The sequence below is a fragment of the Nostoc sp. LEGE 12454 genome (genome assembly GCF_056620565.1).
This window is the reverse complement of the sequence record NZ_JBWQXL010000003.1, coordinates 318,173-340,388: the sequence shown is the minus strand read 5'-3', so window position 1 is coordinate 340,388 and position 22,216 is coordinate 318,173. Positions and strand designations below refer to the sequence as shown.

The window sequence follows — 22,216 nt, the reverse complement described above, 5'->3', positions numbered from 1 at the left end:
TAGAGATTTTGAGTCTTTGAGCTAGATGAACGAGTATCTAAGGTGGATGAACGGAGTTCTGAGGTGGATTCATCCAGTTCCAAGGTGGATGAACGGAGTTCTGAGGTGGATTCATCCAGTTCAGAGGTGGATGAACGGAGTTCCGAGGTGGATTCATCCAGTTCCAAGGTGGATGAACGGAGTTCTGAGGTGGATTCATCCAGTTCAGAGGTGGATGAACGGAGTTCTGAGGTGGATTCATCCAGTTCCGAGGTGGATGAACGGAGTTCTGAGGTGGATTCATCCAGTTCAGAGGTGGATGAACGGAGTTCTGAGGTGGATTCATCCAGTTCAGAGGTGGATTCATCCAGTTATAACTCTCCCCTGCTCCCCTGCTCCCCTGCTCCCCACTCCCCACTCCCTCATCCCCCCTTATGCTTTTCCAAAATCTTTTCGACTCTGGGTTTATAAATGAGATGAAATAAAGTTTCCATGTACCGATCTCTAGCTTCGTTATTTTCAGGAGCAACAAAGTTCCAAAAACTAAACATTTTCGCAAGCAGTAGTAATTGATTGCTATGTAAATGCCAATTATATTTGTGATGAATTCGCTGACTCATCCATTCGGAAACTTCTTGCCAGTATTCAGTATGAGTATCGCATTGTTCAAGGAAATCTAAAATTTTCGTTGCTGTTCCTTCTAAGTTTGTAGGATTAACATTAAATTGGTTTTCTTTGTTCTCGATAATTTCTAAAGAACCGCCAAATTGAGTAGCAAAAGTTGGCAAACCAGAAATCATCGCTTCCAAAATACTCCGACCGAAAGATTCAAAACGCGCAAAATGGACATAAATTCCTTGAGAATCTGCAACTACTCGGTAGGCTTCGCCGATGTCCCTGCTAGGGACACGCATCCCCACCCAGCGAATCTTGCCATCGAGATGATATTGGTCGATAATCTCGTGGAGTTTTTGAATTTCTTCTGCTTCTTCTGGGTTGCTAGCTTCATGTAAATGCAGTTTAGTAGTTAATAAAATCAGGTTACAACGCTCTTGCAACGCCTGACTTTTACCAAAACATTCAGCTAAACCAGTGAAATTTTTGATTGAATTGATGGTATCAAGGGCAAAGATTGGTCGCTTATTAGATCGCTCTAAATGACCAAGAATTTGTGGATCTTCGCGGGTAAAGAGTAAGTCGTGGACTTGCGTGCAAAGGCTAGGATCTCGGTTTCCTTTTTGGCTGTAGGGAAAGAAAATATTTTCATTTATTCCCGGCGGCACTAAGTTAAATTTAGGACTAAACAAATCAATGCCATCAACTACATGATACAACTGCGGCATCGTAAACCACTTGTATGACTCGTATTGACCTATGGTATCGGGCGTACCGACAATTTCTTGATAGGACGATGTGATGATAAAGTCAGCTGCATTCATGCTAATCAAATCGGCGGTAAATTGTGCCGAAAAATGATATTTATCTTCTAAATCTTGCCAATATAAATTGCTAAATAGATATTTAGGTTTTTCCAAAGAATGGGCAATGTTACACTGGGTAACTTTCATGCGGCGAGATAGCAGAAAGGCTACTAAATTACCGTCGCTGTAATTGCCAACAACTAAATTAGGTTTTCCTTGGAATTGAGCTAGTAATTCTCTTTGTGCATCTATCGCAAATTGTTCTAAATAAGGCCAAATCTCAAATTTAGAAATCCAATTATTCGTAATCTCTGGATTGAATTCACCAAAAGGAACGCGCAATATCCAAGCATTTTCAGTATCTTGGACTTTTTCTAAGGGCAGGTTACAAAATGTGCCTTCACAGTTAGGGATTAATCGAGTCAGAATAATTATATGGGGTTTAATACCTAGCTGTTCGAGTCCAGCGAGTTTGATTTGTTCGCGTAGTTCGTTTTCTAGGCTGCGAGCTTGTTCGAGAACGTAGATAACTTGACCGAGTGTTTCATCTCTTCCCAAAACATCCTCCTGTCCAACCCAGCCGTGGACGGAAACGAGGACGACGCGAAAAACGGCGGGGACGCGGGCCACAAAAGCTTCTAAAATGGCAGGTTCTGGAGAGTAAATAAGTCGGTCGAGAAGTTCTAAGGTTTCGGAGACTCGCGCCGCAGTGTTACCCCAACCCGGCTCAAAGCCGAGTTCTTGGAGGTCAAAGCGGAATTTTTCATAGGGTTCATCAGGCGATCGCTCGCTCAGGAATTTGAGCGCTTGCTTAATTTGTTTGGCTAACTGAATACCGGAGGGAATGCGATCGCTCAATAACAGACGAATACCATTACATTGCAGCCCATGTAATGCTTGAAATAACATTTCTACCCAATATTGGGGGTCAGTCAACAATTGATTGCACAGGTAACGGTTGAGGAAGGCTAAACCTTGACCAATATTTCTCGCGTCGTCAATTCTTGGAGAACTCTCATAGAAGGGGTGGAGGTCGATTTCGAGGATATGAGGTTGGTAGCGGTTGACTAGACGATCTCTCACATCTAGCAGTGCTTGAGGCGTCATCTGCTCGAACCTACTAAAATCAGCTGTCAGTTGCCAAACTTCTTGATTCGCAATCCTCGGTCGAATCACGAACCAAGTGCTTTTCTCTTCAAGAATTATTTCGTGGGTATATTGTATTAGTTTGCCAACAGAAGAAGAGTAGTAAAAATAAGCTGGCTTTTGGGATTGATGACAGTAATCAGCAAAAGCTTGCAAAATCTCATTTCTTAGGAAGTAATTCTTACCTGAAGCACTCAACGTATAAATCAACTGATGTAGAGCAGTTTTCTCATCGCCGTTGGAGAGAGCTTGAACTAGTTCATACATGATGACGAATTCCAGAAATTTAGCTAGGTAACAACCTCATTTTTCTTTCCAGTTTTCGGTTTGCTGAGGTATATTCCCCAAACCATCGTAAATTGCTATAAAAATCTTTGCGTCTAGCTCTGGGATGAAAGGCTGTAAGAACTTCAAATCTATGGGATGAGGAAGTAGACGAAGGCAGACAAGGGAAAATTATTGATTGAACGAGTTTCTTTCTCAATCAGGTATAAAACACTATTTTCAATTAAGTACTAAAGCAAAATTGGAGCGATCGCTATTAAGCTTGGAATATAATTATTTTGACTTTTGACTTTTGACTTCCGCCTTGCGGTACTAGTCTTATATCAAGCCTATATTAATAACTTTTTGTAAGGCTTTTTCAAAGCCTATACCCTGTTTAAGAGCGATATACAAAAATACTATTGCAGCTGAACGAATTGAATTATCACAATGTATCAGAGTCGGTTTAGGTAGTTCAGTGACGATCTTATATATCTGGAGCATACATTGATGATTAATATCTTCAGATTGAGTTGGAAAATTAACATAATACAATCCTAAAAGCTCAGTCTTTTCCTGTTCATTAGCCAGTAAGCCTGTTTCGTCAGCCAAACGTAGATTCACTACAGACTTATAACCCTCATCAGCTATTTGTTGCATCTGATCTAGTGTAATTTGCCCTGTGATCGCTAACTCATGATTAATTTCCCTAATAATGTTCATCAGCCGGATTAACTCCATTTTGCCGACATTGCCCAAGCTCTAACCCTAGCAAAGCAATTTGAGGAACTTGTGAGGAAATCATCAAAGTCTAAAGAATTGGAGCATTAAGCATACGTGGCTTTTGACTTCCGCCTTGTGCTACTAGTACAAAGCGGAAATAAACCAATCATTCCAAATCAACGAAACCCTTATGCTGTATTCATTTTTAATTTTTAATTTTTAATTCCGCCTTGCGTTACTAGCCTCTGAATAAGTTGTGTAAGGTTTTTAATAATTCTCCGGCCGTATAGGGTTTTAATAAAACTGCTTGTACATTAGCATCAGCAGATTGAGCAAAGACTTCCATTGAGTTGAGTCCGCTACAGGCAATAATTTGAACCTGCATATTCATTCTTCGCAAGGTGCGAATAGCGATGATTCCATCCATTTCTGGCATTATTATATCCATCAATACGGCATTGATTTGATACTCGTATTGGGCGTAAAGCGCGATCGCGATCGTCTGGATGAACGGAGTCTATCCAAGACTCAGGCCGCTCCAATAGACTTTGGCAAGAGCGACCCCAAATTTTTTCATAAGCAGGACTAACATACAAGGTTCGGAATGAATCTATGCTGGCAATCCAGATAACTGCGTGGGTGTTTTCGGCAAATTTGCAAAATTTCTCCTCACTTTGGCGCAGTGCTGCTTCGGCAACTTGGCATTCGTGTAGCGTAGCTTGCTGTTCGGTTATATCTCTACCTACCTCTTGGATTTCAACAACCTCTCTTTTGTCGTTACGAATTGCGATCGCATTCCATTGAAACCAGCGGATACCGTTGACTGTCAATGCACGTCGCTCGCGATTAATCAAGGGATGGAATGAAGATCCTAAAGCTGCCATATCTTCCATCACTTCAGGCAAGTCATCTGGATGAAGGAATTGGAAAAATGACCGATCGCGAAACTCATCTTGTTTCCAACCGAAGGTTTGACAAGCAGCTACATTGGCAAAGGTAATCTGCCCTTGCAAATCAATGCGGATAATTATGTCAGTTTGGCTTTCCACGAGTTGACGATAGAGGTTTTCGCTCTGACGTAATGCACCTTCTGCGCGTTGGCGATCGGTAATTTCTTGTTGCAACAGGACATTGGACATCACAAGTTCTGCTGTCTGTTCCGCCACTCGTTGTTCTGACTCCTCGTAAGCTTGGCGTAGTGATTCCTTTGCCTGGTGGCGTTCGCTAATATCGCAAAGTAACCAGCGCCAGCCAACTTGCTTACCCTTTGAATCGTACATGGCAGCGGCTTTAATACTAGCCGGGAAAGCTGTACCTCCCCGTGGTTTTAAGTAAGCTTCCCACTTCTGTTCCTGCTGTTTATTAATTAGTCGAGTGTTAAAAGTCTGGCGGTCTTCGTGAGGAATAAATAAAATTAATGGTGTGTTTACCAAATTTATAGTTATAAGAATTTATACGAAGATAATTTGAGGAACTTGTGAAAAAACCGCTAAATTAGCCTGAAAGTATTACTTAAGAAATGTGTATAAGTTTTGCTAAACTATTAAGTATTTTGACTATCCTCACAACTTCCTCATATTTAAAGACTATAGTCAAAATATAGACAGTTTCTTTTTAATATCTACGGGCTTCTCAAGTAGCTGCCCTAAATCGCAATAACACTTTTATAAACAGGATTTGAGAAAAATATGAATTACTGTCCTTGCTGCTCAAGTTTGCTTTTAGAACATGTACGCGGTGCAGAGACTTACTGGTTTTGTCGTCAGTGCTGGCAGGAAATGCCTATTTATAATAGGAACGAATCCAGTTCATTTGCTGATGTTGTCATGGGAAAACTACCTAGAAAGCCTCAGAAAGAAAAACGTAAAAGTACTATTGTTTACGCAAGCCAATGGCAATCGATTACCGAATGGATTGGGCTAGAAGAGTTATCTACCTAATCCAATTTACTGAAACCGATTAGTCTAATTGTTTTTCTTGATTTCAGTAATTAATTGCTCAAAAATGTGAGACTACAGTCTAGCTATTAGGTATCAATTGACACTTTTAGAGAAAGAAGACAGAAAAGTTTCTCAAACCCACAGCCAAAGAGGTGAGGTTGCTTCTGAGGTTAGGCTATGTCTGACTGGAGGTAGCAACCCTTAATTAACCATTCCCATGCAGAGTAGGCAAACGAGAGGACAATGGTAAGTTTGTAGGACAACTCTCAAAAACTTGCGTGTACACCGTAGCTCGGTGTAAATAATTATTGTTGAGATAAAGAAGGTAGAAAAAGGGTTTGAGCTTTATTTACTTTTCTTTACACAGCTTGTTTTTATTGTGCCAACTTACTTAACAGAGAATTATGACGCTAGCGATGGTTCTCTTATCTTTTCAAACCAAAGCTATCCATCAAGATTTATTGCTTACTTTAATAATCTCTTGCTTATAGCCCCCGATTAATTCGAGAGTTTTTAATCTAAAAAAATGAATTTGTAATTTTGATTTTATTGGGATGCAGCTAATCGTGTTTAGCCTGATGCAGCCTCAATCATCTTCCCAAGATTCGTGATTTAGTAAATCGATAATTCTATCTCTGAGTAGAAATTCATTTTTTTCTAACTCAAGTTCAAAATTAACCCAGTCGCGATGAGGAATATATTTACAGAGGGTATAAATTGGCTGCTGACGGTTAACAAGTCTCTTCTTAACAAGTTGAAGTGCTTCTTCTTTGATAACTTGAATGTCATATTTAACCGTAGTATTCATAAGTCGTTCCTTTATTTTCAATCAAGGAATTAAGACTCAAAACAATAGTTGCTTTGACTCTTCCTTAAACTTATCAAATAAAATTGGGGAGAATTGTGAAGAATCAAGACATTAATAGTTGCTGGAAGTTAAATACAGGAGATTTCAACTTCTCTAGAAACGCGAACAGTGCGTTGGAGGCAGAGGCTACGCCAACATGAGATACAAAAAGACCCAACCACTTTCCCGTTTATAAGGGTTGCCACTACGTTGGTCGCCCCGACTGACTTGTTCGCTCTTAACCTTCCCGCTATGAAAGCAAGTGGAGTGAGGGTTGGGGAGGGATGTGACTTGTATAGTTACAAATAGTAAAATACTCTTTATGGGTTTAAGTATACCCTCTTTAGATAGGTTTTTGTAGAAGATATCTCCAGAAATTAAATAATATACATTATCTAGAACCCTTATAGACACATAGCACTGCTACATCTTTCTCCATTCTTTTTCAGCAGATTTCTAGAGTAAGAAGGCTGGCATAACAAGCTACAAACATCAAAAGAGAATGTAGATGTTCTCTGGGCGACTTGTCAAAAGGTAGGCTAGGGTAAAGAACATTCTCTAGAAAAATTATATTATGCTCCTGAATCTTGATAAAGTTCGTCAATATTTTCCGGCTCTAGCTAGTGAGTGGACTTTTTTTGATAATGCTGGTGGGTCACAAACCTTGAAAAAAGTAGTAGATAGAATTAGCGAATTTCTCTTAACTTCTGATGTCCAGTTGGGAGCTTCTTATGGAATCTCTCAACTGGCTGGAGAACGATTGGCTTTAGCAACTAGGGGAATGGCTACTTTCATTAATGCTAATTCTGATAAAGAAGTGGTTATGGGCCCATCTACTACAATGATGTTGAAAGTTCTTTCAATGTGTCTTGGTCAAACCTTTACGCCTGGTGATGGAATTATTGTTACTAATTGTGACCATGAGGCCAATATTGGTGCTTGGGTCGCTCTTGAAAAACAAGGAATGAAGGTTAAAGTGTGGAAAGTTCGCCCAGATACTTTAGAACTTCATTTAGCAGATTTAGAACCATTGATGAGTCAGCGCACAAAACTAGTAGCCTTAACTCATGCTTCTAATGTTCTGGGAACCATCAATCCAATCAAAGAAATTGCTGCATTTGTGCACGATCGCAATGCCATGATTTGTGTAGATGGTGTAGCTTATGCACCTCACAGATTAGTTGATGTCCAAGATTTAGATGTTGATTTTTATACTTTGAGTTTTTATAAAGTCTATGGGCCTCACCATGCCTTACTTTATGGCAAAGAAGAACATTTATTAAGATTGCCTGGTCTTAACCATTATTTTATTGACCAGACAGACATACCTTATAAATTTCAATTAGGGAATGTCAATTTTGAATTAAGTTATGGAATGTTAGGTTTATGTGATTATTTAAGTGAATTAGCACAACTGCACTATGGGAATGAAACTGCAACTGATTTGAGAAATCAAATGGTGCAAGCATTTGATTTAATTAGCATACATGAAGAACATATTAGCGATCGCCTCTTAAATTACCTCAACAGTAAGCCGAATGTGCGAGTGATTGGTCAAGCAAAGGCTGACCGCCAAACCCGTGTACCAACTATATCTTTTGTTGTCGATGGCATAAATAGCTCAACTATTCCGGCAAAAGTTGACCAACATTATATTGGGATTCGCTACGGAGACTTTTATGCCAAACGGCTGATTGAATACTTGGGGTTAGCGTCCCAAGGTGGAATAGTCCGGGTAAGTATGGTGCATTACAACACCCTTGAGGAAGTTAACAACTTGATTAAGGCTTTTGAGCAAATATTTTAACTAATTCGTAATTCGTAATTCGTAATTCGTAATTAGCGGGTTTAATTCCAGACGCTTGGATTAGACCTTTTTTTACCCTTGCTCACCCTACCTGCCTTAACAGATAAATCTCACAAAACCAAGCACATTGGGATTTAATTTCCCTATAAAGACGCTACGCGATCGTCTATTCATGATTTTATTTTACACAGGTATAAATTCCCTTATATAACTGTTTTAATTACGAATTACGAATTACGAATTACGAATTATTTTGACCATTACTAAGCTGTAAAACTTGCACTTCTTCTTGTGGCAAAATTACTGTTTGACCTACAGGTAGAACAGCTAAGGCATTAGTTTGAGCTAGATTAATTAAATTGCCAGAACTGTGACTACCAGCAGCTTTGTGAAATTCATAAACTCCATCAATTAAATGCAATTTACCCCAAAGGTAAGTTTCACGTTTGCCGTTCGATCGCAATTCATCATGCGATCGCACTTTCAAAAATGCTGGTTCCCAACTTTCAGTAATTCCCGAAAGTTTCTTAATTGCTGGTAACACAAATCGCCAAAATGTCACCAACACAGCAGCAGGGTTTCCTGGTAAACCAAAGTATAGTGCAGATTGGGGAGAGACGCGATTAATCGCGTCTGTACTGGGGAAAGTGGCGACAGTGAGAGGTTTTCCTGGACTGATTTCCACAGCCCGAATGTGGATTTTTGCTTGTAGTGACTCTAGAATTTTGTCAACATAGTCATAATCTCCCACTGAGACACCACCAGAAGAGAGAACTATATCAGCGATCGCAATGGCGTGAGCAATGACTTTCTCCAGAGCAACTGGATCGTCTTTCACAATGCCTAAAATTAACGGTTCTGCGCCACTTTGTCTCACCAAAGCTGCCAGCGCATACTGATTAGAATCCACAATTTGCCCTGGTTGCAACGGTTGATCGACTGTCACCAACTCATCACCTGTGGAAAAAATTGCCACACGCGGACGGCGGTAAACACTTAATTGCGGACACTGTGCTGCTGCCAATACGGCAATTTCTGAGGCATTTAACTTAATTCCTGCTGGTAGTAGTTGTGTTCCAGCTTGATAAAAAGATGCTTGGTGTCTGACAAATTCTTGCAGTTTTGGTGCAGCTAGAATAAATACGCGGTTTTCCTCGCGGCGTGTTTTCTCTTGCATGACTACAGTATCCGCACGTGCTGGGATTAGCGCACCTGTAAAAATTCGTGCGGCTTGCCCTGATTGAATCGTAGACTTGGGCTGATACCCAGCCGGAATCTCTTCAACAATTTCTAAAATAGTCGGTTGTTCGGTGCTGGAGTGCTGTACATCTTCGTAGCGAACTGCGTAGCCATCCATTGCCGAATTATCCCAATGGGGAAAATCTAGCGGACTGGTAACAGGCGTTGCCAAAATGCGACTATCGGCTGTCAATAAATCTACAACTTCTATATCCCGTTGACGATCCAACGGTTGTACTAAATTTAAAATAATTGCTTCTGCATCGCTGACTGATAACATAGCGATCGCCTCCGACTTTTTTCTTTATCCCTGTAAAGTAACATTGAGGACTCAATCAAGAGAGCATTTTGTTCTAATGATTCTGATTTTTTGAAAGCTGCTTGATTTTGGATTTTGGATTGATTTCTGCTTGAGGGTAAATCCCAAGCTACACACTGCTACTAAACCGATAATTATGCTTCCTTCGGGCACTTTGGATACCTGAACCGAATTGTTACTTAAATCTAGGATTTGCTTTGTGCCTGCTGCATCCCTATTGTTAAAACCAAATTCTTTTGCTAGAACCTCATCACTAAAACCTTCATCTATGAGTGCGAGATTATTATTAAGCCATGTGTCACTAGGAAGCTCATCATCCTTCCCTACATCAAAGGGGCCAAAGATTTGCTCGGTAGTGCTATCAAAGTTGAATCTCAAAAAGCCGTAGTTAGATACCCCACCAAGCACTGGAGTGAAACTATTTATCAGATTACTCAAGGGATCGAAGAAGGAAATTGAGAGAGATTGCAAGTTCTTCGTAGCTCCCAAGCCTGTTTCAGAAATAACGCTGGGAGCAGTTGTTGTATCGTAGTTAAATGAACCTTTCGCTGAATAACCAGTGTCTCCTTTCCAGTTAAAGTTGAACTCAGCAGCATGAGCTAGGTTGTTGGTGTTTATGGCGATCGCTAACGTTAAAGCAGTAGTCGTCACCAGACTAAGAGCTGTTTTAGTAAACAGATGTGTCATAGATACAACTTCCAAATTAATTAAGATGAAGTTTCTACAACAATACAATATAGATGTACAACCCTACTGTTTGCATCCATGACGTGTAGCGGCTACTCTATGAGATGCCAACCAAGTACCCACAGGGTATCAAAAGTCCCCTAAGTGCTTAATCCTATTTTTGAGTCATGCAGTTGCCAGTTGTACAAATTTTTGTTGGCTGATTTTTGTTCCTTTACAGCGCAGCAACTAGCCGAGCCATCATCTTAATATTAAAAACAGGAGCGATCGCTATTTCCCAACCCCTAAATAAAAATACCTATTTTGTATGACTATCGAACGACTTCCCCAAAAACACTATCCCAAAGCTGAGATTGGGCGGCGAGGTATGGCATTGGGACTTGATTTCCTTGGTGTCTGGTTAGTCAGTTCTCTACTGGGAGGCAGCAATATCGGGATTCAATTTGTTGAAATCTTAGTTTTTGTAATACTTTGGCTGTTTTTGCGGGTAGTGGTGGTATACAACAATCAAGGGCAAAGTTTAGGGCGTTGGGCGTTCGATTTAAAGGTGTTGGAAGTTGAAGATGGAGAAGTAGTGGGCAGAATTCCCGATTTGCTCTCACTGGTGAAGCGAGAGGCGATTATCGGCTTGGGTGCTTTATTAGTGTCAATTGCCCTGAGCAATATTAGAGCCAATCCCACTGCTATACTGCTAGTAATTCCCCTAGCAATTGATTGCGGGACTGCCTTCTCTGATACCCAGATGCGGCAGGCTTTACACGATCGCTATTGTGGAACTTTCATCGTTTCGTCGCGTCGTGGCTACTCGCTCGATATAAAAATTAAAAGATTAGTTGAAAATATGCGGCGGAATGTGAGAAGATAGTCATTTGTGTTAATTCTCTTCAGGCTTCACTGTTTGTAAGATTATGGCTAAGAGTAAAGGTGCCCGCATTATTATCACACTAGAGTGTACTGAGTGCCGGACAAATCCAGATAAGCGTTCTGCTGGTGTTAACCGTTATACCAGTACTAAGAATCGCCGCAACACCACCAACAGGCTAGAACTGAAAAAGTTCTGCACCCACTGCAACAAACATACCGTTCACAAGGAAATTAAGTAGAGATGAGTTATTTCCGTCGTCGCCTTTCTCCGATCAAGCCAGGAGAACCAATCGATTATAAAGATGTTGATTTATTGCGTAAGTTTGTCACCGAGCGGGGAAAGATACTGCCACGTCGGATTACTGGGCTGACATCTCAGCAACAGCGAGAGTTGACATTAGCAATTAAACGTTCGCGGATTGTGGCTTTGTTGCCATTTATCAATGCGGAAGGCTAAAAAGAGGAGAGACGCGATTAATCGCGTCTGTACAGGAGAGACGCGATTAATCGCGTCTGTACAGGAGTTAAGAATCAAAACTCCTAACTCCTAACTCCTAACTTAAAACTATTTAAACTGTTCACCAAATTAGAGTGCGAGAGTTGTGGAGAAGGGGACGCTAGTTGAATTTAGGGTTCAAGGCGATCGCCGTCTGGGCATCGTAGAACGTCCAGACGGTAAAACCCGCTGGTTTGTGGTAGACGAACGCGGTCAATCCCACAGCCTCGCGCCTAGACAAATAAGCTATACAGTTACCGGACAGACTTACAAGGCTTCTGAGATTGCCAGCTTTTTGGAGCAGATCGAGCCTTATTTAGACCCATCTAGTTTAGAAGTGGCTTGGGAATTACTGGTTGAAGATGGCGAAACAGTTACCCCAGACCAAATGGCGAATCTGCTATTTTCAGAATCAGCCGCGCCTGCTTGTTACGCCGCCCATTGCTTGTTATCAGACGACAAACTTTATTTCAAGCAAAAAGGAGACGCTTACGAGCCGAGAACTGCTGCTCAAGTGGCAGAACGCAAGCACCAACTGGAAGTAGAGGCACTAAAAGCTAAAGGACAGCAGGAATTTTTAACTCGTGTAGAGCAGGCGCTCAAAGGTGAAGCAGTAGAGTGGCAGCGCCACGATCGCCAGCGCTTAGAAGGACTAGAAAAATACGCAGCGCTCATAGCTGACACCGTGCGGACGGGGGTTAATTATGACTCCTTGGCTCGCGCTTATCCGCCTAGCGCTCCAGTATTAGAAACTATGACCATGCTGGGACGGCCCACAACACCCCAAGGAGCCTTTCAACTATTGGTGGATTTGGGTTGCTGGAGTCCTTATGAAAACTTGTTCCTGCGTCGTTCTTCAATTCCGATTCAATTTCCTCATAAGGTATTAGAAGTGGCGCAACAGCGTTTGGATTTCCCGCCGATTGACTCAGATACAAACCGCCTTGATCTGACTCACCTGAAGGTTTACACCATTGATGATGAAACTACCACAGAGATCGACGATGGTCTAAGTTGGGAAGTACTGCCCGATGGACGGGAACGCTTGTGGGTGCATATTGCCGATCCCACTAGGTGGTTAGTACCGGAAGATGAATTAGATTTGGAAGCCAGAAAGCGGGGTAGTACAGTCTATTTACCGACGGGAATGATTCCCATGTTTCCAGAAGTATTGGCAACTGGGCCAATGAGTCTGATCCAGGGAAAGGTTTGTTGCGCCCTCAGTTTCGGGATTATTTTAGGGACAAGTGGGGGAGTAGAAGATTACAGCATTCATACCAGCTTGATTAAGCCGACTTATCGCCTCACCTACGAAGATGTAGATGAAATGCTGCAATTACGGGTACAAGCAGAACCGGAAATTGCTGCAATCGCAACTTGGGCACAACGGCGTAAAGCTTGGCGTTACGCTCAAGGGGCAATTAGCATCACCATGCCGGAAGCGACGATCAAAGTCAAAGATGAGGAGATCCACATTGATATTTTGGATGATTCCCCATCGCGGCAATTGGTAGCAGAAATGATGATTGTTGCCGGTGAAGTTGCGGCTCGTTATGGTAAAACTCATAACATACCTTTGCCTTTTCGCGGTCAACCGCAACCAGAATTACCTCCAGATGAGGAATTGCTTCTACTTCCAGCCGGATTCGTTCGCGCTTGCGCCATGCGTCGCTGTATGCCCAAGAGTGAAATGAGCATTACACCTTTGCGTCATGCTGGTTTGGGCTTGGATACTTATACCCAAGCAACTTCTCCCATCCGCCGCTACAGTGACTTACTCACCCACTTTCAAATTAAAGCCCATTTGCGGGGTGAAGTTCTGCCATTTTCCGCAGATCAACTTAAAGAAGTGATGATGACTGTCACCAGCATCACCCAAGAAGTGACGATGGTGGAACGACAAACTAATAGATATTATGCTCTAGAGTATTTACGCCGTCATCCAGAGGAAACTTGGGATGTGACAGTGTTGATGTGGCTGCGAGAAGACAGCAACTTAGCCCTAATTTTATTAGAAGATTTGGGCTTGCAGTTGCCAATGGCTTTCAAACGTTCTGTGAAGTTGGGCGAACAGATAGTGGTGAAAGTTAGCCACGCCGATCCCCAAAAAGATATGATCCAGTTTCAAGAAATAATTTATCAAGAAGCCCAAACAGCGGCGAATTAACTAATTTGTCATTTGTCATTAGTAATAATCGCCTAGTATTATCAATTACAAATTATTTTAACCTTGCTCCAATTGCTTTCGGTTACTATATAGAGTAAATGGAATGAGGTAATAATTGTGAATGTATCTTTGACCCCAGAACTAGAGCAGTTGGTTAAGGATAAAGTTAATAGTGGTCGATATCACTCAGTGAGTGAGGTGATGGGCGAAGCATTGAGATTGCTAGATGAACGCGATCGCGTTCAAGAAAAACGTTTAGCAGAATTGAAAGCTAAAATCCAAGAAGGTATTGAAGCCTCAGAGCGTGGTGAAGTAGTTGATGGTGAAGAGGTCTTTGCAGAAATTGAAGAAGATATCCGACGTGCTGAAGCTCAAATGCAACAAGCAGAAGCCGCTAAATAATGAGTCGGTACGTTTTAACAATTCCAGCCAAGCAAGACCTCAAAGAAATTAATCGCTATATTATCCGCTACAATCCTAATGCGGCTCGAAGACTCAACGAAAAAATTAAACAGCAGTGCAAACTGTTGGCCGATTTTCCTAATCTGGGGCAAAGTTTCGATAGTTTTATCCGCGGGTTACGGAGTTTTCCAGTAGAAGATTATTTAATATTTTATCGTCCCATTGATGGCGGTGTGGAAGTTGTACGTATTGTCAGTGGTTATCGAGATTTAGAGACAGTTTTCTTAAGTGAGGATATTCCTTAATATTGCATTTGATGTAGGCGATCGCTATCTCTAGCCAATATGTCAGAAAATAATCAAAAAGTAATTATTTTTGATACCACCATGCGTGATGGAGAATTGACGCCTGGTGTAAAGATGAATTTGCAACAAAAAATTACTATCTCCCAATTGCTCGAAGAAATGGGAGTAGATATTATTGAAGTTGGTTATCCAGGAAGTTCTCAAAAAGATTTTGATGAAGTCTTCAATATTTCTAAAATAACTAAAAATTGTACTATTTGTGGGCTAGCTAGTTCAAATTCAAATGAAATAATCACTCTTGCTGAAGCAATTAAACCAGCGATAAAAGGTAGAATTCACACTTATACTCCGGTAAATCTGAAAAATCAGTCTAAATTCAGCAAAGAGGAAGTATTAGCAACAATCAAAGAGAGTGTTTCTCTGGCACGCAATTACTGTGATGATGTAGAATGGAGCGCTTTTGATGCTCCCAGAAGTGAGCCAGATTTTTTGTGTAAATCTATTGAAACTGCCATAAAGAGTGGTGCTACGACTGTTAGTATTCCTGATAGCTTAGGTTTGGCATCGCCAGAAGAGTTTTCGCAACTTCTGCAAATGATTTTTAATCGAGTACCCAATATTAACGAAGTTGTAGTTTCAGTACACTGTCATGATGATTTGGGTATGGCGGTAGATAATTCACTCATTGCTTTAAGTTGTGGTGTGAGGCAAATTGAATGTGCAATTAATGGTTTAGGTGCGAGGAAAGGTAACGCAGATTTCAGTAAAGTTGTGATAGAGGTTTTAAAACAGGGGAATTATCAACTTGAAATTAACACTTCGTTAATGAGTAAAGCGGCAGAGTTAATTTTTCAAATCACTGGGATTGGAAAAGCAAAATAAAAAAACGAACCGCATTCGCGTTAGCGTCTCCCCTTGGGAGAAGGGCGCATTCGCGCAGCGTCTCGTAAGAGTTGGACACAAAGAAAGAAGAGGTTAAAAGGGTTTGGCGCAGCCTCACAAAGAAATGGTATTAGAACAAAATCCCCGATTTATCAAAGAAATCGGGGATTTGCGGTTTGCAATTTACCACCCTTAACTAACTACTGCTTCAGCTTTTTCCTCAGCTTTTTCCTTAACTAGCACATAAGGCGTTTCTGCACCTTGTGCCAAATACTCAGCTAGCTGACTTTCAATTTGATCGCGCACAATTTGGCGATACTCTAGAAAATGCTCGTTATGGGCACAAGCAGCGATGTAATGTTCAATAACTCCAGGGTTATGCTTGAGAATGCTGAACAAATGATGCCAGAATTTCCAGCGGGTTTCCCGTTTGATTCCTTGTCGCCAAATCACAATTAGCAACGCTTTTATAACTATCCACTCTGGCATTTTTGCTGGGGCTTTCCAACTCGGCAAACCCATCATCAAGAAACAGCGATAGGTGCGATCTAAGTACTGTATTGGGTCGTATAAAGTACAAAACGCTTCAATATATTCTCGCGCAAGTTCTTCCAGGGGACGAGTGGGCAGGAAGTTCATCAATGTTGTTTGGTTGATGTTGCCATCTTGATTTTCCCGTAATCGTCCTTCCTTTTTCAGGCGATGCCAAAGCGCAGTGTTAGGTAACGCTTGTAACATTGCAAAAGTCGTTGAGGGAATTGCTGCTTGTTCTGCAAAACGGACAATGCGATCGCCTGCGCCGGCTTTTTCGCCATCAAAGCCGATAATAAACCCAGCCATTGGGCGCAATCCCGCTTTGATGATGGTTTCCACTGCCTCAGTTAGAGAACTGCGAGTATTTTGAAACTTCTTGGTCATTTGCAAACTATCCTCATCCGGCGTTTCGATTCCCAAAAACACCGCCGAGAAACCGCACTCAACCATCAACTCCAACATTTCTGAGTCTTGGGCTAAGTCAATAGAAGCTTCAGTGTCAAACCGGAAGGGATACTTGTGTTCTGCCATCCAGACTTTTAACTCTTTGAGCAACAATTTTACATTTCGCTTGTTGCCAATAAAGTTGTCATCCACCATGAACACACCCCGCCGCCAACCCAATTCATAGAGGTAATCTAACTCTGCTAACAATTGCGCTGGGGTTTTGGTACGCGGTTTGCGCCCGTAGAGAACAATAATGTCGCAAAATTCGCACTGGAAGGGACAACCACGCGAAAACTGTACCGACATCATGTCATAAGCGTTCAGTTCTAATAAATCAAAACGGGGTATTGGTGTGCTGGTGACATCAGGTTTTTCTGTGGCGCGGAAAGTGCCAGATGTGTCTCCCCTTTTTATTGCCTCAATAAACATAGGCAGCGTGATTTCCCCTTCATCCAGAATCAGAAAATCTGCGCCAACATTTTCAACTTCATGAGGTACAGAGGTGGGGTAGGGGCCGCCAACTGCAACTAGTTTGCCACGTTTTTTTGCTTCCTGAATTTGGTCAAGTAAATCTTGTTTCTGGACAATCATCGCAGAGAGGATTACCACATCTGCCCATGCCCATTCTGCTTCTGTTGCTGCACGGATGTTGCGATCTACCAGTTTGAATTCCCATTCTTGGGGCAGAATCGCCGCTACTGTTACTAAACCCAGAGGTGGTAATAAAACCTTGCGATCGACTAACTCTAGGATTTTTTCATAAGACCAAAAGGTTTTGGGAAATATTGGATACACTAACAAGATTCGCATGTAGTATCAATCCTCACACTTTGATTGTTATCCCACTCTAACGAAAATAAAGAGTTATTGACTTTTTATTAAAGTTGTTTTATTTTACCATTGATATTTTTAACTCAAATCAAGGGACTGGGGAGCAGAGAGGAAAGAGGTAATTTTCCATTCTTCACCCATACCCAATGACGCCATTGCTCTCTACGAGATTAGGATAATTTTCTGCTAATATTTTTCAAGCGTTGCCAAAAGCCACAGATTATAATCAATTTTTAGCCTTTTCAACACCACTAATTTTCAAAACATCACTCATGGTTGCACAATAATTTGGCAAGCCGAAACTATCGGGATTGATGAATTTTTCATAAGTAAAATGCCGATAGTTCATGCAAAACCGATCCCAAGCAGCCATGCGAATGCGGAACAGAACAATAATCAAATTAGCCAATGCTATAGATATGGGAATGCGAAAGTAAATCTTTTTGCCCAAATAAGCACAAACTTCTTTAACTGCTTGATTAGCTGTTAAAGGTGCTTGACCTAAAACAAGCCGACGTGGTTGATCGTTTTCAGCAGGACGATCGATTAAATATTGCACAACAGTGGCAATGTCTCGTGCGTGGATAAAATGAAAACTGCCATCTGCTTCTAAAAAGCGAATCAAATTGATATATTTCGTCACTTCTGTAATACCAGAAGTGACAGCAGAATAGGGTTTATTCGCATCACCGCCCAATACTACAGTCGGAAAAACTGTGGTAATTTTGGGTGCGATCGCTAATTTTTCTTTTTTCTGTAAGCAGTCATATTTGGAACGAATGTAATCTGTCCCAATTTCCCCGGCTTCTTTTAATGGTTGATTGTAGCGATCCAAAACGCTAGCTGTCGAAAAATAAATCACCTGTTGGCAACGTTCTGGATCTAGCAGTTCGAGCAACTCTATAGTCTTGACAACATTAATATCAAATGTCTCATCACCACCCCAAGCTGTGGCTGTGAGTACCGCCGTATCAATTGTGGATAGCAAATCGGCAAATTGGCGAATATTTTGCATATCACCTTGCAAAACGTTGATACCCGAACGTGCCTTAATATCGACTTGCAGTTTATTTGGGTTCCTGACTAGCAGATACAGTTCGCGATCTGTTTCCTTGATTAAGGCTTCTGTTAAATAATGACCTACACAACCACTTGCACCAGTCACTAAAATCCGTTTCTGGCTCATAGAGAATTTATCAAACGTTAGGAGTTACAACTAAAGAGTTAAGAATAAAGTTAAAAGTTCCGAATCGCAACTGATAACTCTGGAAATTTTAGATTTTGAATTTTGGATTTTAGATTGCAGGAAAAATCTAAAATCTAAAATCTAAAATCTAAAATTGTATGACTCCTAACCCTTAACTCCTGCAAGATTCAATTCCTTTGCGGTTTCAAAGAAGAAAGCGACATTTTCTTCGGGAGTTTCTGGTAAGACACCATGACCGAGATTGAGAATGTGACCCCAATTACCAGCTTTGCGAACCGTATCGAGAATGCGATCGCGGATAAACTGTTTAGAGCCGAATAGCACGCCTGGGTCAAGATTTCCTTGAACTTTCATTTGTTTACCCAATCTGGCTCTTGCGTCTGCCATATCCACTGCCCAGTCTACACTGACAATATCAGCGCCAGATTGTCCCATTCTTTCCAACACACCCGCACTACCGCTAACTAGCAAAATCAAAGGTGTATCGGGATGGGTTTGCTTGACTTGCTGGAAAACCCGCTGCTGATAGGGGAGAGCAAAGGTGTCATAATCTTGAGGACTCAATTGACCCGCCCAAGAATCGAACATTTGCACAACTTGAGCGCCACAGTCAATTTGGTAGCGGGCATAGATGGCGATCGCATCAGCTAATTTAGCTAATAATTGATGCAGTATCACCGGGTCTGAAAATGCCATGTTTTTGATGATGGAGTAGGTTTTAGAACCTTTTCCTTCCACTGCATAAGCTGCTAATGTCCACGGCGCACCCACAAAGCCTAACACCGTTGACTTATCGCCTACTTCCGAACGCAGCGCTTGCAAAATTGTTTTGATAAATGGTAGAGCTGCTTCTGGTTCTAAAGGATGCAGAGCATCGATTTGTTCTTGAGTGCGGAGGGGCGAGTGAATGATTGGCCCTTTACCTTCGGCAATATCCATGTCAATGCCCAAACCAGGTAATGGGGTGACAATATCAGAAAACAAAATTACTCCGTCTGGTTGGAAAGCTCTCCAGGGTTGCAAAGAAACTTCAATTGCTACTTCTGGGATTTCCGAGCGATCGCGAAACGAAGGATACTTTTCTCTTAAGTCTCGATATGCCTTCATATATCGTCCCGCTTGTCGCATCATCCATACAGGGGGACGATCTACTACTTCACCACGAGCAGCCCGTAAGAGATGAGGAGTCGTTGAATAAACACCCATTTATCACTTCATCCTAAGTCACAACTTTTATGCCACTGTTTAGCTTATCATTCTGGGATTACGCTTTTTCAGCAGGTTTTCAGGAAAAGGTGAACAGCAGGGCATAATAATATTTATAATATTTTAAATATGAGTTATCAGTTGGCTTGACTACAGTATTAATGCCAGCAAGCGCTACCATTTATTGTTTTTTTGGCTTATCCCATGAAATTATTGCTTTGAGTTCCACGTAGAAATACACCTGTCACTTCTGCATCAAGGCAACGTATGAGGAAAACTGCATAACAAATAACAAATGTGTCTCTACGCATAGTATAGAGACACATCCTTAAAGGTTTTAAACTGGGTTGTGGATAAATTTATCCTTTCAATATCGCTTTATGTTGTGAGCGTTTGAAGAGTGACATCATACCACAAGCACCTATTGCTAACACACCTAACATCCCACTAGGTTCAGGAACGCTGGCTAGTCTATAGGCGTGGTTATCTGTTTCAAAGGCAACACCATTTGAGCGCATCACAACTCGGTCAAATGTTTCTCCTGTATCAGCTACAAGATTGACAAACATATTAGCTTGAGTACTAGTCCAACTACCATTAGCTATAGCAGTTGGCACATCTGCACCACTAAAAGTCTTTAATAACTGATCGCCTTTGTAAATGTCGACAAAGTTGTAATCATCTAATGAACCTGCATAAAAACCGAAGTAATTAACAGCTTCTTTGAACTTAATATTGACAAAACCACTGTCGCCTGCAACATTACTACCTACTGGAGCAATTGTTAGAAATTTTGTGTTATCTCCATAAGGTGAGGCGTATTGACTAGATACACTACCTTGAACAATGTTACTAGTAACATTAGAGTAAGTAACAAATCCATTAGGATCGTGTGCTGTGCCATCATCAAAGGTGACAGTTTTGGCATCAGCGTAGCTAGAAAACGGGCCACTGTTGACTTGCAGAGTTACGGCACTAGCTGGATTCGCACTCATGACTACAGCAGTTATTCCGAGTAAAGCTAAGGAGATTTTTTGCAACATTCTAGTAATAAACCTTGAAGAACACAAAGATAATTAAGACTGAACTTTTATTGAAACCTAGCTATGAAAAACCGGTTTCCTGACTCCAACAAATTAAAAGAAAATTACAAAGATTATTAGGCCTTTATATATGACGTTTGTTGGGTATGACAAGCTCGAAGATGTAAGTTTATCTTGATGCCTTGTAATCCTATTTTGATTTTTATAACTCAGAAAAGATACGGTGTATATACTAAAATATCTTTAAAGATTAAGTGAAGGATATTGTGCAATAAGTAGTGGGCAGGACAAAGCCATCTAAATTACTCTCGATCGCAACCAAGGTCAAGAAGCAACAAAAAATCACCATTTATCGTTTGGTTTAGTTTCCCAGACTCAAACAGATGTCTACGATGGGCTATCCCTGAATCTTTAGCAAGAAGAATAGGTAATGAAATTCTATTGAGAATAGGCTGTTATTATTGACATAGTATTCTCGCCTTGAGGAAGTGGCGAGTGGGGAATGGAAAATAGGGACTGGTGATTGAGAAATAGAGTAAAACAAGAATCAATATTTAATTGAGCATTGGGCATTAGTTATTTTCCCGCTGCTCCCCTATCTTTGCGATCTCCCTATTCTCTCACTCCCCTGACTTCTTATGCAAACTGACTCTAACAGTCCCGATCGTGTTGCATCTACTAATAACGAGCCTAATCCAGGAAAGTATTTGATTCCGCGATCGCAGCGACAGAGATTCTTTATTCAGTTTACCTTAATGACCCTGATCGGATGGGTTGTGGGTGGTGTTGCTAGTATCGCTTTAGAGAAAATTATTCTCCAAAGTCTCTCCCCTGGGGTTGCTATCCAACCACAAACATGGAGCATTTTGGTTAGAAGTCTTAGTAATGTTATATTTGCCGTGATTTTCGCTGCTGACCAAGCCTTTGTCCTTTACCGATATTTACCGGGTTGGCAGTGGCTATTTGCTACTAGTGTAGGTTGGTTGATTGCCAATGGTGTTTCTACAGCCTGGATTAACTACATTTCAACCATTGCCTCATCTTCTTCTGAAGATACTTTTATTTTCGGATTTTTGTCTGCGATCGCATATATAATTTCTGGAATTTGGCTAGGAATTTGCCAATGGCTGGTATTGAGGCGATATACAGCAGACATTTGGTGGTGGAATTTTGTACCCTCAATCTCTTTCTTTTCGATCGCTATTTTGGTTTGGTTGCTTTTTATTGTGCAAAATTTGATTCCAGAAGCTAACCGTACTTTTATTTTGTATTGGAGTGGACAAGGATTTACAGCACTAATTTTGGGAATTATACCAGCAATTGGCTTATGTACCTTGAAAAGAAATTCACATCGCCGGAGTGGAATTTCTAGTTAAGGGACTTGCAAAAAATAAATTATCCCAAATTATTTGTATATTTGTAGGGGCGCAAAGCCTTGCGCTCCTACAATCGGATATTTT

At 41.2% G+C, this 22,216-nt stretch carries 22 protein-coding genes; 10 read left to right on the top strand and 12 right to left on the bottom strand.

The window, feature by feature from the left end; all coding sequences use genetic code 11:
* Positions 1 to 37: 37 nt before the first annotated feature.
* From AC1F2U_RS05450 to AC1F2U_RS05430, 5 genes are all read right to left on the bottom strand, one after another.
* Entirely contained in the window at positions 38 to 397 is a 360-nt protein-coding gene (locus AC1F2U_RS05450; protein WP_480260170.1) for a hypothetical protein, read from the bottom strand.
* Between the two features lie 4 nt (positions 398 to 401).
* A complete protein-coding gene (locus AC1F2U_RS05445; protein ID WP_480260169.1) occupies positions 402 to 2,813 on the bottom strand; it encodes a sucrose synthase in 2,412 nt (803 codons plus the stop codon).
* Between the two features lie 336 nt (positions 2,814 to 3,149).
* Positions 3,150 to 3,533, bottom strand: coding sequence for a protein tyrosine phosphatase family protein (locus tag AC1F2U_RS05440; RefSeq protein ID WP_480260168.1), 384 nt, complete (start codon positions 3,531 to 3,533; stop codon positions 3,150 to 3,152).
* A 238-nt stretch (positions 3,534 to 3,771) separates the two neighbouring features.
* On the bottom strand, positions 3,772 to 3,960 hold the full coding sequence (locus tag AC1F2U_RS05435) for a response regulator (RefSeq protein WP_480260167.1): 189 nt from the start codon (positions 3,958 to 3,960) through the stop codon (positions 3,772 to 3,774).
* Positions 3,893 to 4,966, bottom strand: coding sequence for a PAS domain-containing protein (locus AC1F2U_RS05430; RefSeq protein WP_480260166.1), 1,074 nt, complete (start codon positions 4,964 to 4,966; stop codon positions 3,893 to 3,895). The genes AC1F2U_RS05435 and AC1F2U_RS05430 overlap by 68 nt, the downstream gene beginning before the upstream one ends.
* Before the next feature lie 255 nt (positions 4,967 to 5,221).
* On the opposite strand from AC1F2U_RS05430, the gene AC1F2U_RS05425 reads away from it, so the two are divergent.
* Positions 5,222 to 5,473 carry a hypothetical protein gene (locus AC1F2U_RS05425; protein WP_480260165.1) on the top strand — a complete coding sequence of 84 codons (252 nt, stop codon included), beginning with the start codon at positions 5,222 to 5,224 and terminating at the stop codon, positions 5,471 to 5,473.
* Positions 5,474 to 6,059: 586 nt separating this feature from the next.
* Here the strand turns inward: AC1F2U_RS05425 and AC1F2U_RS05420 are convergent.
* Complete coding sequence (locus AC1F2U_RS05420; protein WP_480260164.1) at positions 6,060 to 6,281, bottom strand: DUF4327 family protein; 222 nt, start codon at positions 6,279 to 6,281, stop codon at positions 6,060 to 6,062.
* 613 nt (positions 6,282 to 6,894) lie between these two features.
* On the opposite strand from AC1F2U_RS05420, the gene AC1F2U_RS05415 reads away from it, so the two are divergent.
* The gene (locus AC1F2U_RS05415; protein WP_480260163.1) at positions 6,895 to 8,127 is read left to right on the top strand and encodes a cysteine desulfurase-like protein; all 1,233 of its coding nucleotides are present in this window, start codon (positions 6,895 to 6,897) and stop codon (positions 8,125 to 8,127) included.
* A gap of 241 nt (positions 8,128 to 8,368) precedes the next feature.
* Here AC1F2U_RS05415 and AC1F2U_RS05410 read toward each other — a convergent pair whose 3' ends face one another.
* Together AC1F2U_RS05410 and AC1F2U_RS05405 are read right to left on the bottom strand one after the other, a co-directional pair.
* Positions 8,369 to 9,646, bottom strand: a complete 1,278-nt coding sequence (locus AC1F2U_RS05410) for a molybdopterin molybdotransferase MoeA (RefSeq protein WP_480260162.1) — start codon at positions 9,644 to 9,646, stop codon at positions 8,369 to 8,371.
* Between the two features lie 51 nt (positions 9,647 to 9,697).
* The gene (locus AC1F2U_RS05405; protein ID WP_480260160.1) at positions 9,698 to 10,372 is read right to left on the bottom strand and encodes a PEP-CTERM sorting domain-containing protein; all 675 of its coding nucleotides are present in this window, start codon (positions 10,370 to 10,372) and stop codon (positions 9,698 to 9,700) included.
* A 307-nt stretch (positions 10,373 to 10,679) separates the two neighbouring features.
* Between AC1F2U_RS05405 and AC1F2U_RS05400 the strand changes: the two genes are divergently transcribed.
* The 7 genes from AC1F2U_RS05400 (at position 10,680) to AC1F2U_RS05370 (ending at position 15,488) form a co-directional block, all read left to right on the top strand.
* Entirely contained in the window at positions 10,680 to 11,237 is a 558-nt protein-coding gene (locus tag AC1F2U_RS05400; protein WP_480260159.1) for an RDD family protein, read from the top strand.
* 43 nt (positions 11,238 to 11,280) lie between these two features.
* Positions 11,281 to 11,475 carry a 50S ribosomal protein L33 gene (gene rpmG, locus AC1F2U_RS05395; protein ID WP_069069844.1) on the top strand — a complete coding sequence of 65 codons (195 nt, stop codon included), beginning with the start codon at positions 11,281 to 11,283 and terminating at the stop codon, positions 11,473 to 11,475.
* A 2-nt stretch (positions 11,476 to 11,477) separates the two neighbouring features.
* Positions 11,478 to 11,693 carry a 30S ribosomal protein S18 gene (gene rpsR, locus AC1F2U_RS05390; RefSeq protein WP_012411240.1) on the top strand — a complete coding sequence of 72 codons (216 nt, stop codon included), beginning with the start codon at positions 11,478 to 11,480 and terminating at the stop codon, positions 11,691 to 11,693.
* Positions 11,694 to 11,838: 145 nt separating this feature from the next.
* Complete coding sequence (locus tag AC1F2U_RS05385; protein ID WP_480260157.1) at positions 11,839 to 13,899, top strand: ribonuclease catalytic domain-containing protein; 2,061 nt, start codon at positions 11,839 to 11,841, stop codon at positions 13,897 to 13,899.
* Positions 13,900 to 14,016: 117 nt separating this feature from the next.
* Positions 14,017 to 14,301, top strand: coding sequence for a type II toxin-antitoxin system ParD family antitoxin (locus AC1F2U_RS05380; protein ID WP_480260156.1), 285 nt, complete (start codon positions 14,017 to 14,019; stop codon positions 14,299 to 14,301).
* Positions 14,301 to 14,606 (top strand): type II toxin-antitoxin system RelE/ParE family toxin, encoded by a 306-nt coding sequence (locus tag AC1F2U_RS05375; RefSeq protein WP_480260155.1) that lies wholly within the window; start codon positions 14,301 to 14,303, stop codon positions 14,604 to 14,606. The genes AC1F2U_RS05380 and AC1F2U_RS05375 overlap by 1 nt, the downstream gene beginning before the upstream one ends.
* Before the next feature lie 39 nt (positions 14,607 to 14,645).
* Positions 14,646 to 15,488: a beta/alpha barrel domain-containing protein gene (locus tag AC1F2U_RS05370; RefSeq protein WP_480260154.1), complete on the top strand. Its 843-nt coding sequence runs from the start codon at positions 14,646 to 14,648 to the stop codon at positions 15,486 to 15,488.
* A gap of 192 nt (positions 15,489 to 15,680) precedes the next feature.
* Here the strand turns inward: AC1F2U_RS05370 and AC1F2U_RS05365 are convergent, their stop codons facing one another.
* The 4 genes from AC1F2U_RS05365 to AC1F2U_RS05350 all read right to left on the bottom strand — a co-directional run bounded on the left by AC1F2U_RS05365 (position 15,681) and on the right by AC1F2U_RS05350 (position 20,756).
* Positions 15,681 to 17,279, bottom strand: coding sequence for a B12-binding domain-containing radical SAM protein (locus tag AC1F2U_RS05365; RefSeq protein ID WP_480260153.1), 1,599 nt, complete (start codon positions 17,277 to 17,279; stop codon positions 15,681 to 15,683).
* Positions 17,280 to 17,526: 247 nt separating this feature from the next.
* Positions 17,527 to 18,486, bottom strand: a complete 960-nt coding sequence (locus AC1F2U_RS05360) for an NAD-dependent epimerase/dehydratase family protein (RefSeq protein ID WP_480260152.1) — start codon at positions 18,484 to 18,486, stop codon at positions 17,527 to 17,529.
* Positions 18,487 to 18,651: 165 nt separating this feature from the next.
* Positions 18,652 to 19,713, bottom strand: a complete 1,062-nt coding sequence (gene hemE / locus AC1F2U_RS05355) for a uroporphyrinogen decarboxylase (RefSeq protein WP_480260151.1) — start codon at positions 19,711 to 19,713, stop codon at positions 18,652 to 18,654.
* A gap of 359 nt (positions 19,714 to 20,072) precedes the next feature.
* On the bottom strand, positions 20,073 to 20,756 hold the full coding sequence (locus AC1F2U_RS05350) for an Npun_F0296 family exosortase-dependent surface protein (RefSeq protein WP_480260150.1): 684 nt from the start codon (positions 20,754 to 20,756) through the stop codon (positions 20,073 to 20,075).
* A 638-nt stretch (positions 20,757 to 21,394) separates the two neighbouring features.
* On the opposite strand from AC1F2U_RS05350, the gene AC1F2U_RS05345 reads away from it, so the two are divergent.
* A complete protein-coding gene (locus AC1F2U_RS05345; RefSeq protein WP_480260149.1) occupies positions 21,395 to 22,132 on the top strand; it encodes a hypothetical protein in 738 nt (245 codons plus the stop codon).
* Positions 22,133 to 22,216 lie beyond the last annotated feature (84 nt).

Bases quoted from the DNA above. Each gene is read 5' to 3' on its own strand.
- AC1F2U_RS05445 (WP_480260169.1), bottom strand. From the start codon at position 2,813: ATGTATGAACTAGTTCAAGCTCTCTCCAACGGCGATGAGAAAACTGCT.
- AC1F2U_RS05440 (WP_480260168.1), bottom strand. From the start codon at position 3,533: ATGAACATTATTAGGGAAATTAATCATGAGTTAGCGATCACAGGGCAA.
- AC1F2U_RS05435 (WP_480260167.1), bottom strand. From the start codon at position 3,960: ATGGATGGAATCATCGCTATTCGCACCTTGCGAAGAATGAATATGCAG.
- AC1F2U_RS05425 (WP_480260165.1), top strand. From the start codon at position 5,222: ATGAATTACTGTCCTTGCTGCTCAAGTTTGCTTTTAGAACATGTACGC.
- AC1F2U_RS05420 (WP_480260164.1), bottom strand. From the start codon at position 6,281: ATGAATACTACGGTTAAATATGACATTCAAGTTATCAAAGAAGAAGCA.
- AC1F2U_RS05415 (WP_480260163.1), top strand. From the start codon at position 6,895: ATGCTCCTGAATCTTGATAAAGTTCGTCAATATTTTCCGGCTCTAGCT.
- AC1F2U_RS05410 (WP_480260162.1), bottom strand. From the start codon at position 9,646: ATGTTATCAGTCAGCGATGCAGAAGCAATTATTTTAAATTTAGTACAA.
- AC1F2U_RS05405 (WP_480260160.1), bottom strand. From the start codon at position 10,372: ATGACACATCTGTTTACTAAAACAGCTCTTAGTCTGGTGACGACTACT.
- AC1F2U_RS05400 (WP_480260159.1), top strand. From the start codon at position 10,680: ATGACTATCGAACGACTTCCCCAAAAACACTATCCCAAAGCTGAGATT.
- rpmG (WP_069069844.1), top strand. From the start codon at position 11,281: ATGGCTAAGAGTAAAGGTGCCCGCATTATTATCACACTAGAGTGTACT.
- rpsR (WP_012411240.1), top strand. From the start codon at position 11,478: ATGAGTTATTTCCGTCGTCGCCTTTCTCCGATCAAGCCAGGAGAACCA.
- AC1F2U_RS05375 (WP_480260155.1), top strand. From the start codon at position 14,301: ATGAGTCGGTACGTTTTAACAATTCCAGCCAAGCAAGACCTCAAAGAA.
- AC1F2U_RS05370 (WP_480260154.1), top strand. From the start codon at position 14,646: ATGTCAGAAAATAATCAAAAAGTAATTATTTTTGATACCACCATGCGT.
- AC1F2U_RS05365 (WP_480260153.1), bottom strand. From the start codon at position 17,279: ATGCGAATCTTGTTAGTGTATCCAATATTTCCCAAAACCTTTTGGTCT.
- AC1F2U_RS05360 (WP_480260152.1), bottom strand. From the start codon at position 18,486: ATGAGCCAGAAACGGATTTTAGTGACTGGTGCAAGTGGTTGTGTAGGT.
- hemE (WP_480260151.1), bottom strand. From the start codon at position 19,713: ATGGGTGTTTATTCAACGACTCCTCATCTCTTACGGGCTGCTCGTGGT.
- AC1F2U_RS05350 (WP_480260150.1), bottom strand. From the start codon at position 20,756: ATGTTGCAAAAAATCTCCTTAGCTTTACTCGGAATAACTGCTGTAGTC.
- AC1F2U_RS05345 (WP_480260149.1), top strand. From the start codon at position 21,395: ATGCAAACTGACTCTAACAGTCCCGATCGTGTTGCATCTACTAATAAC.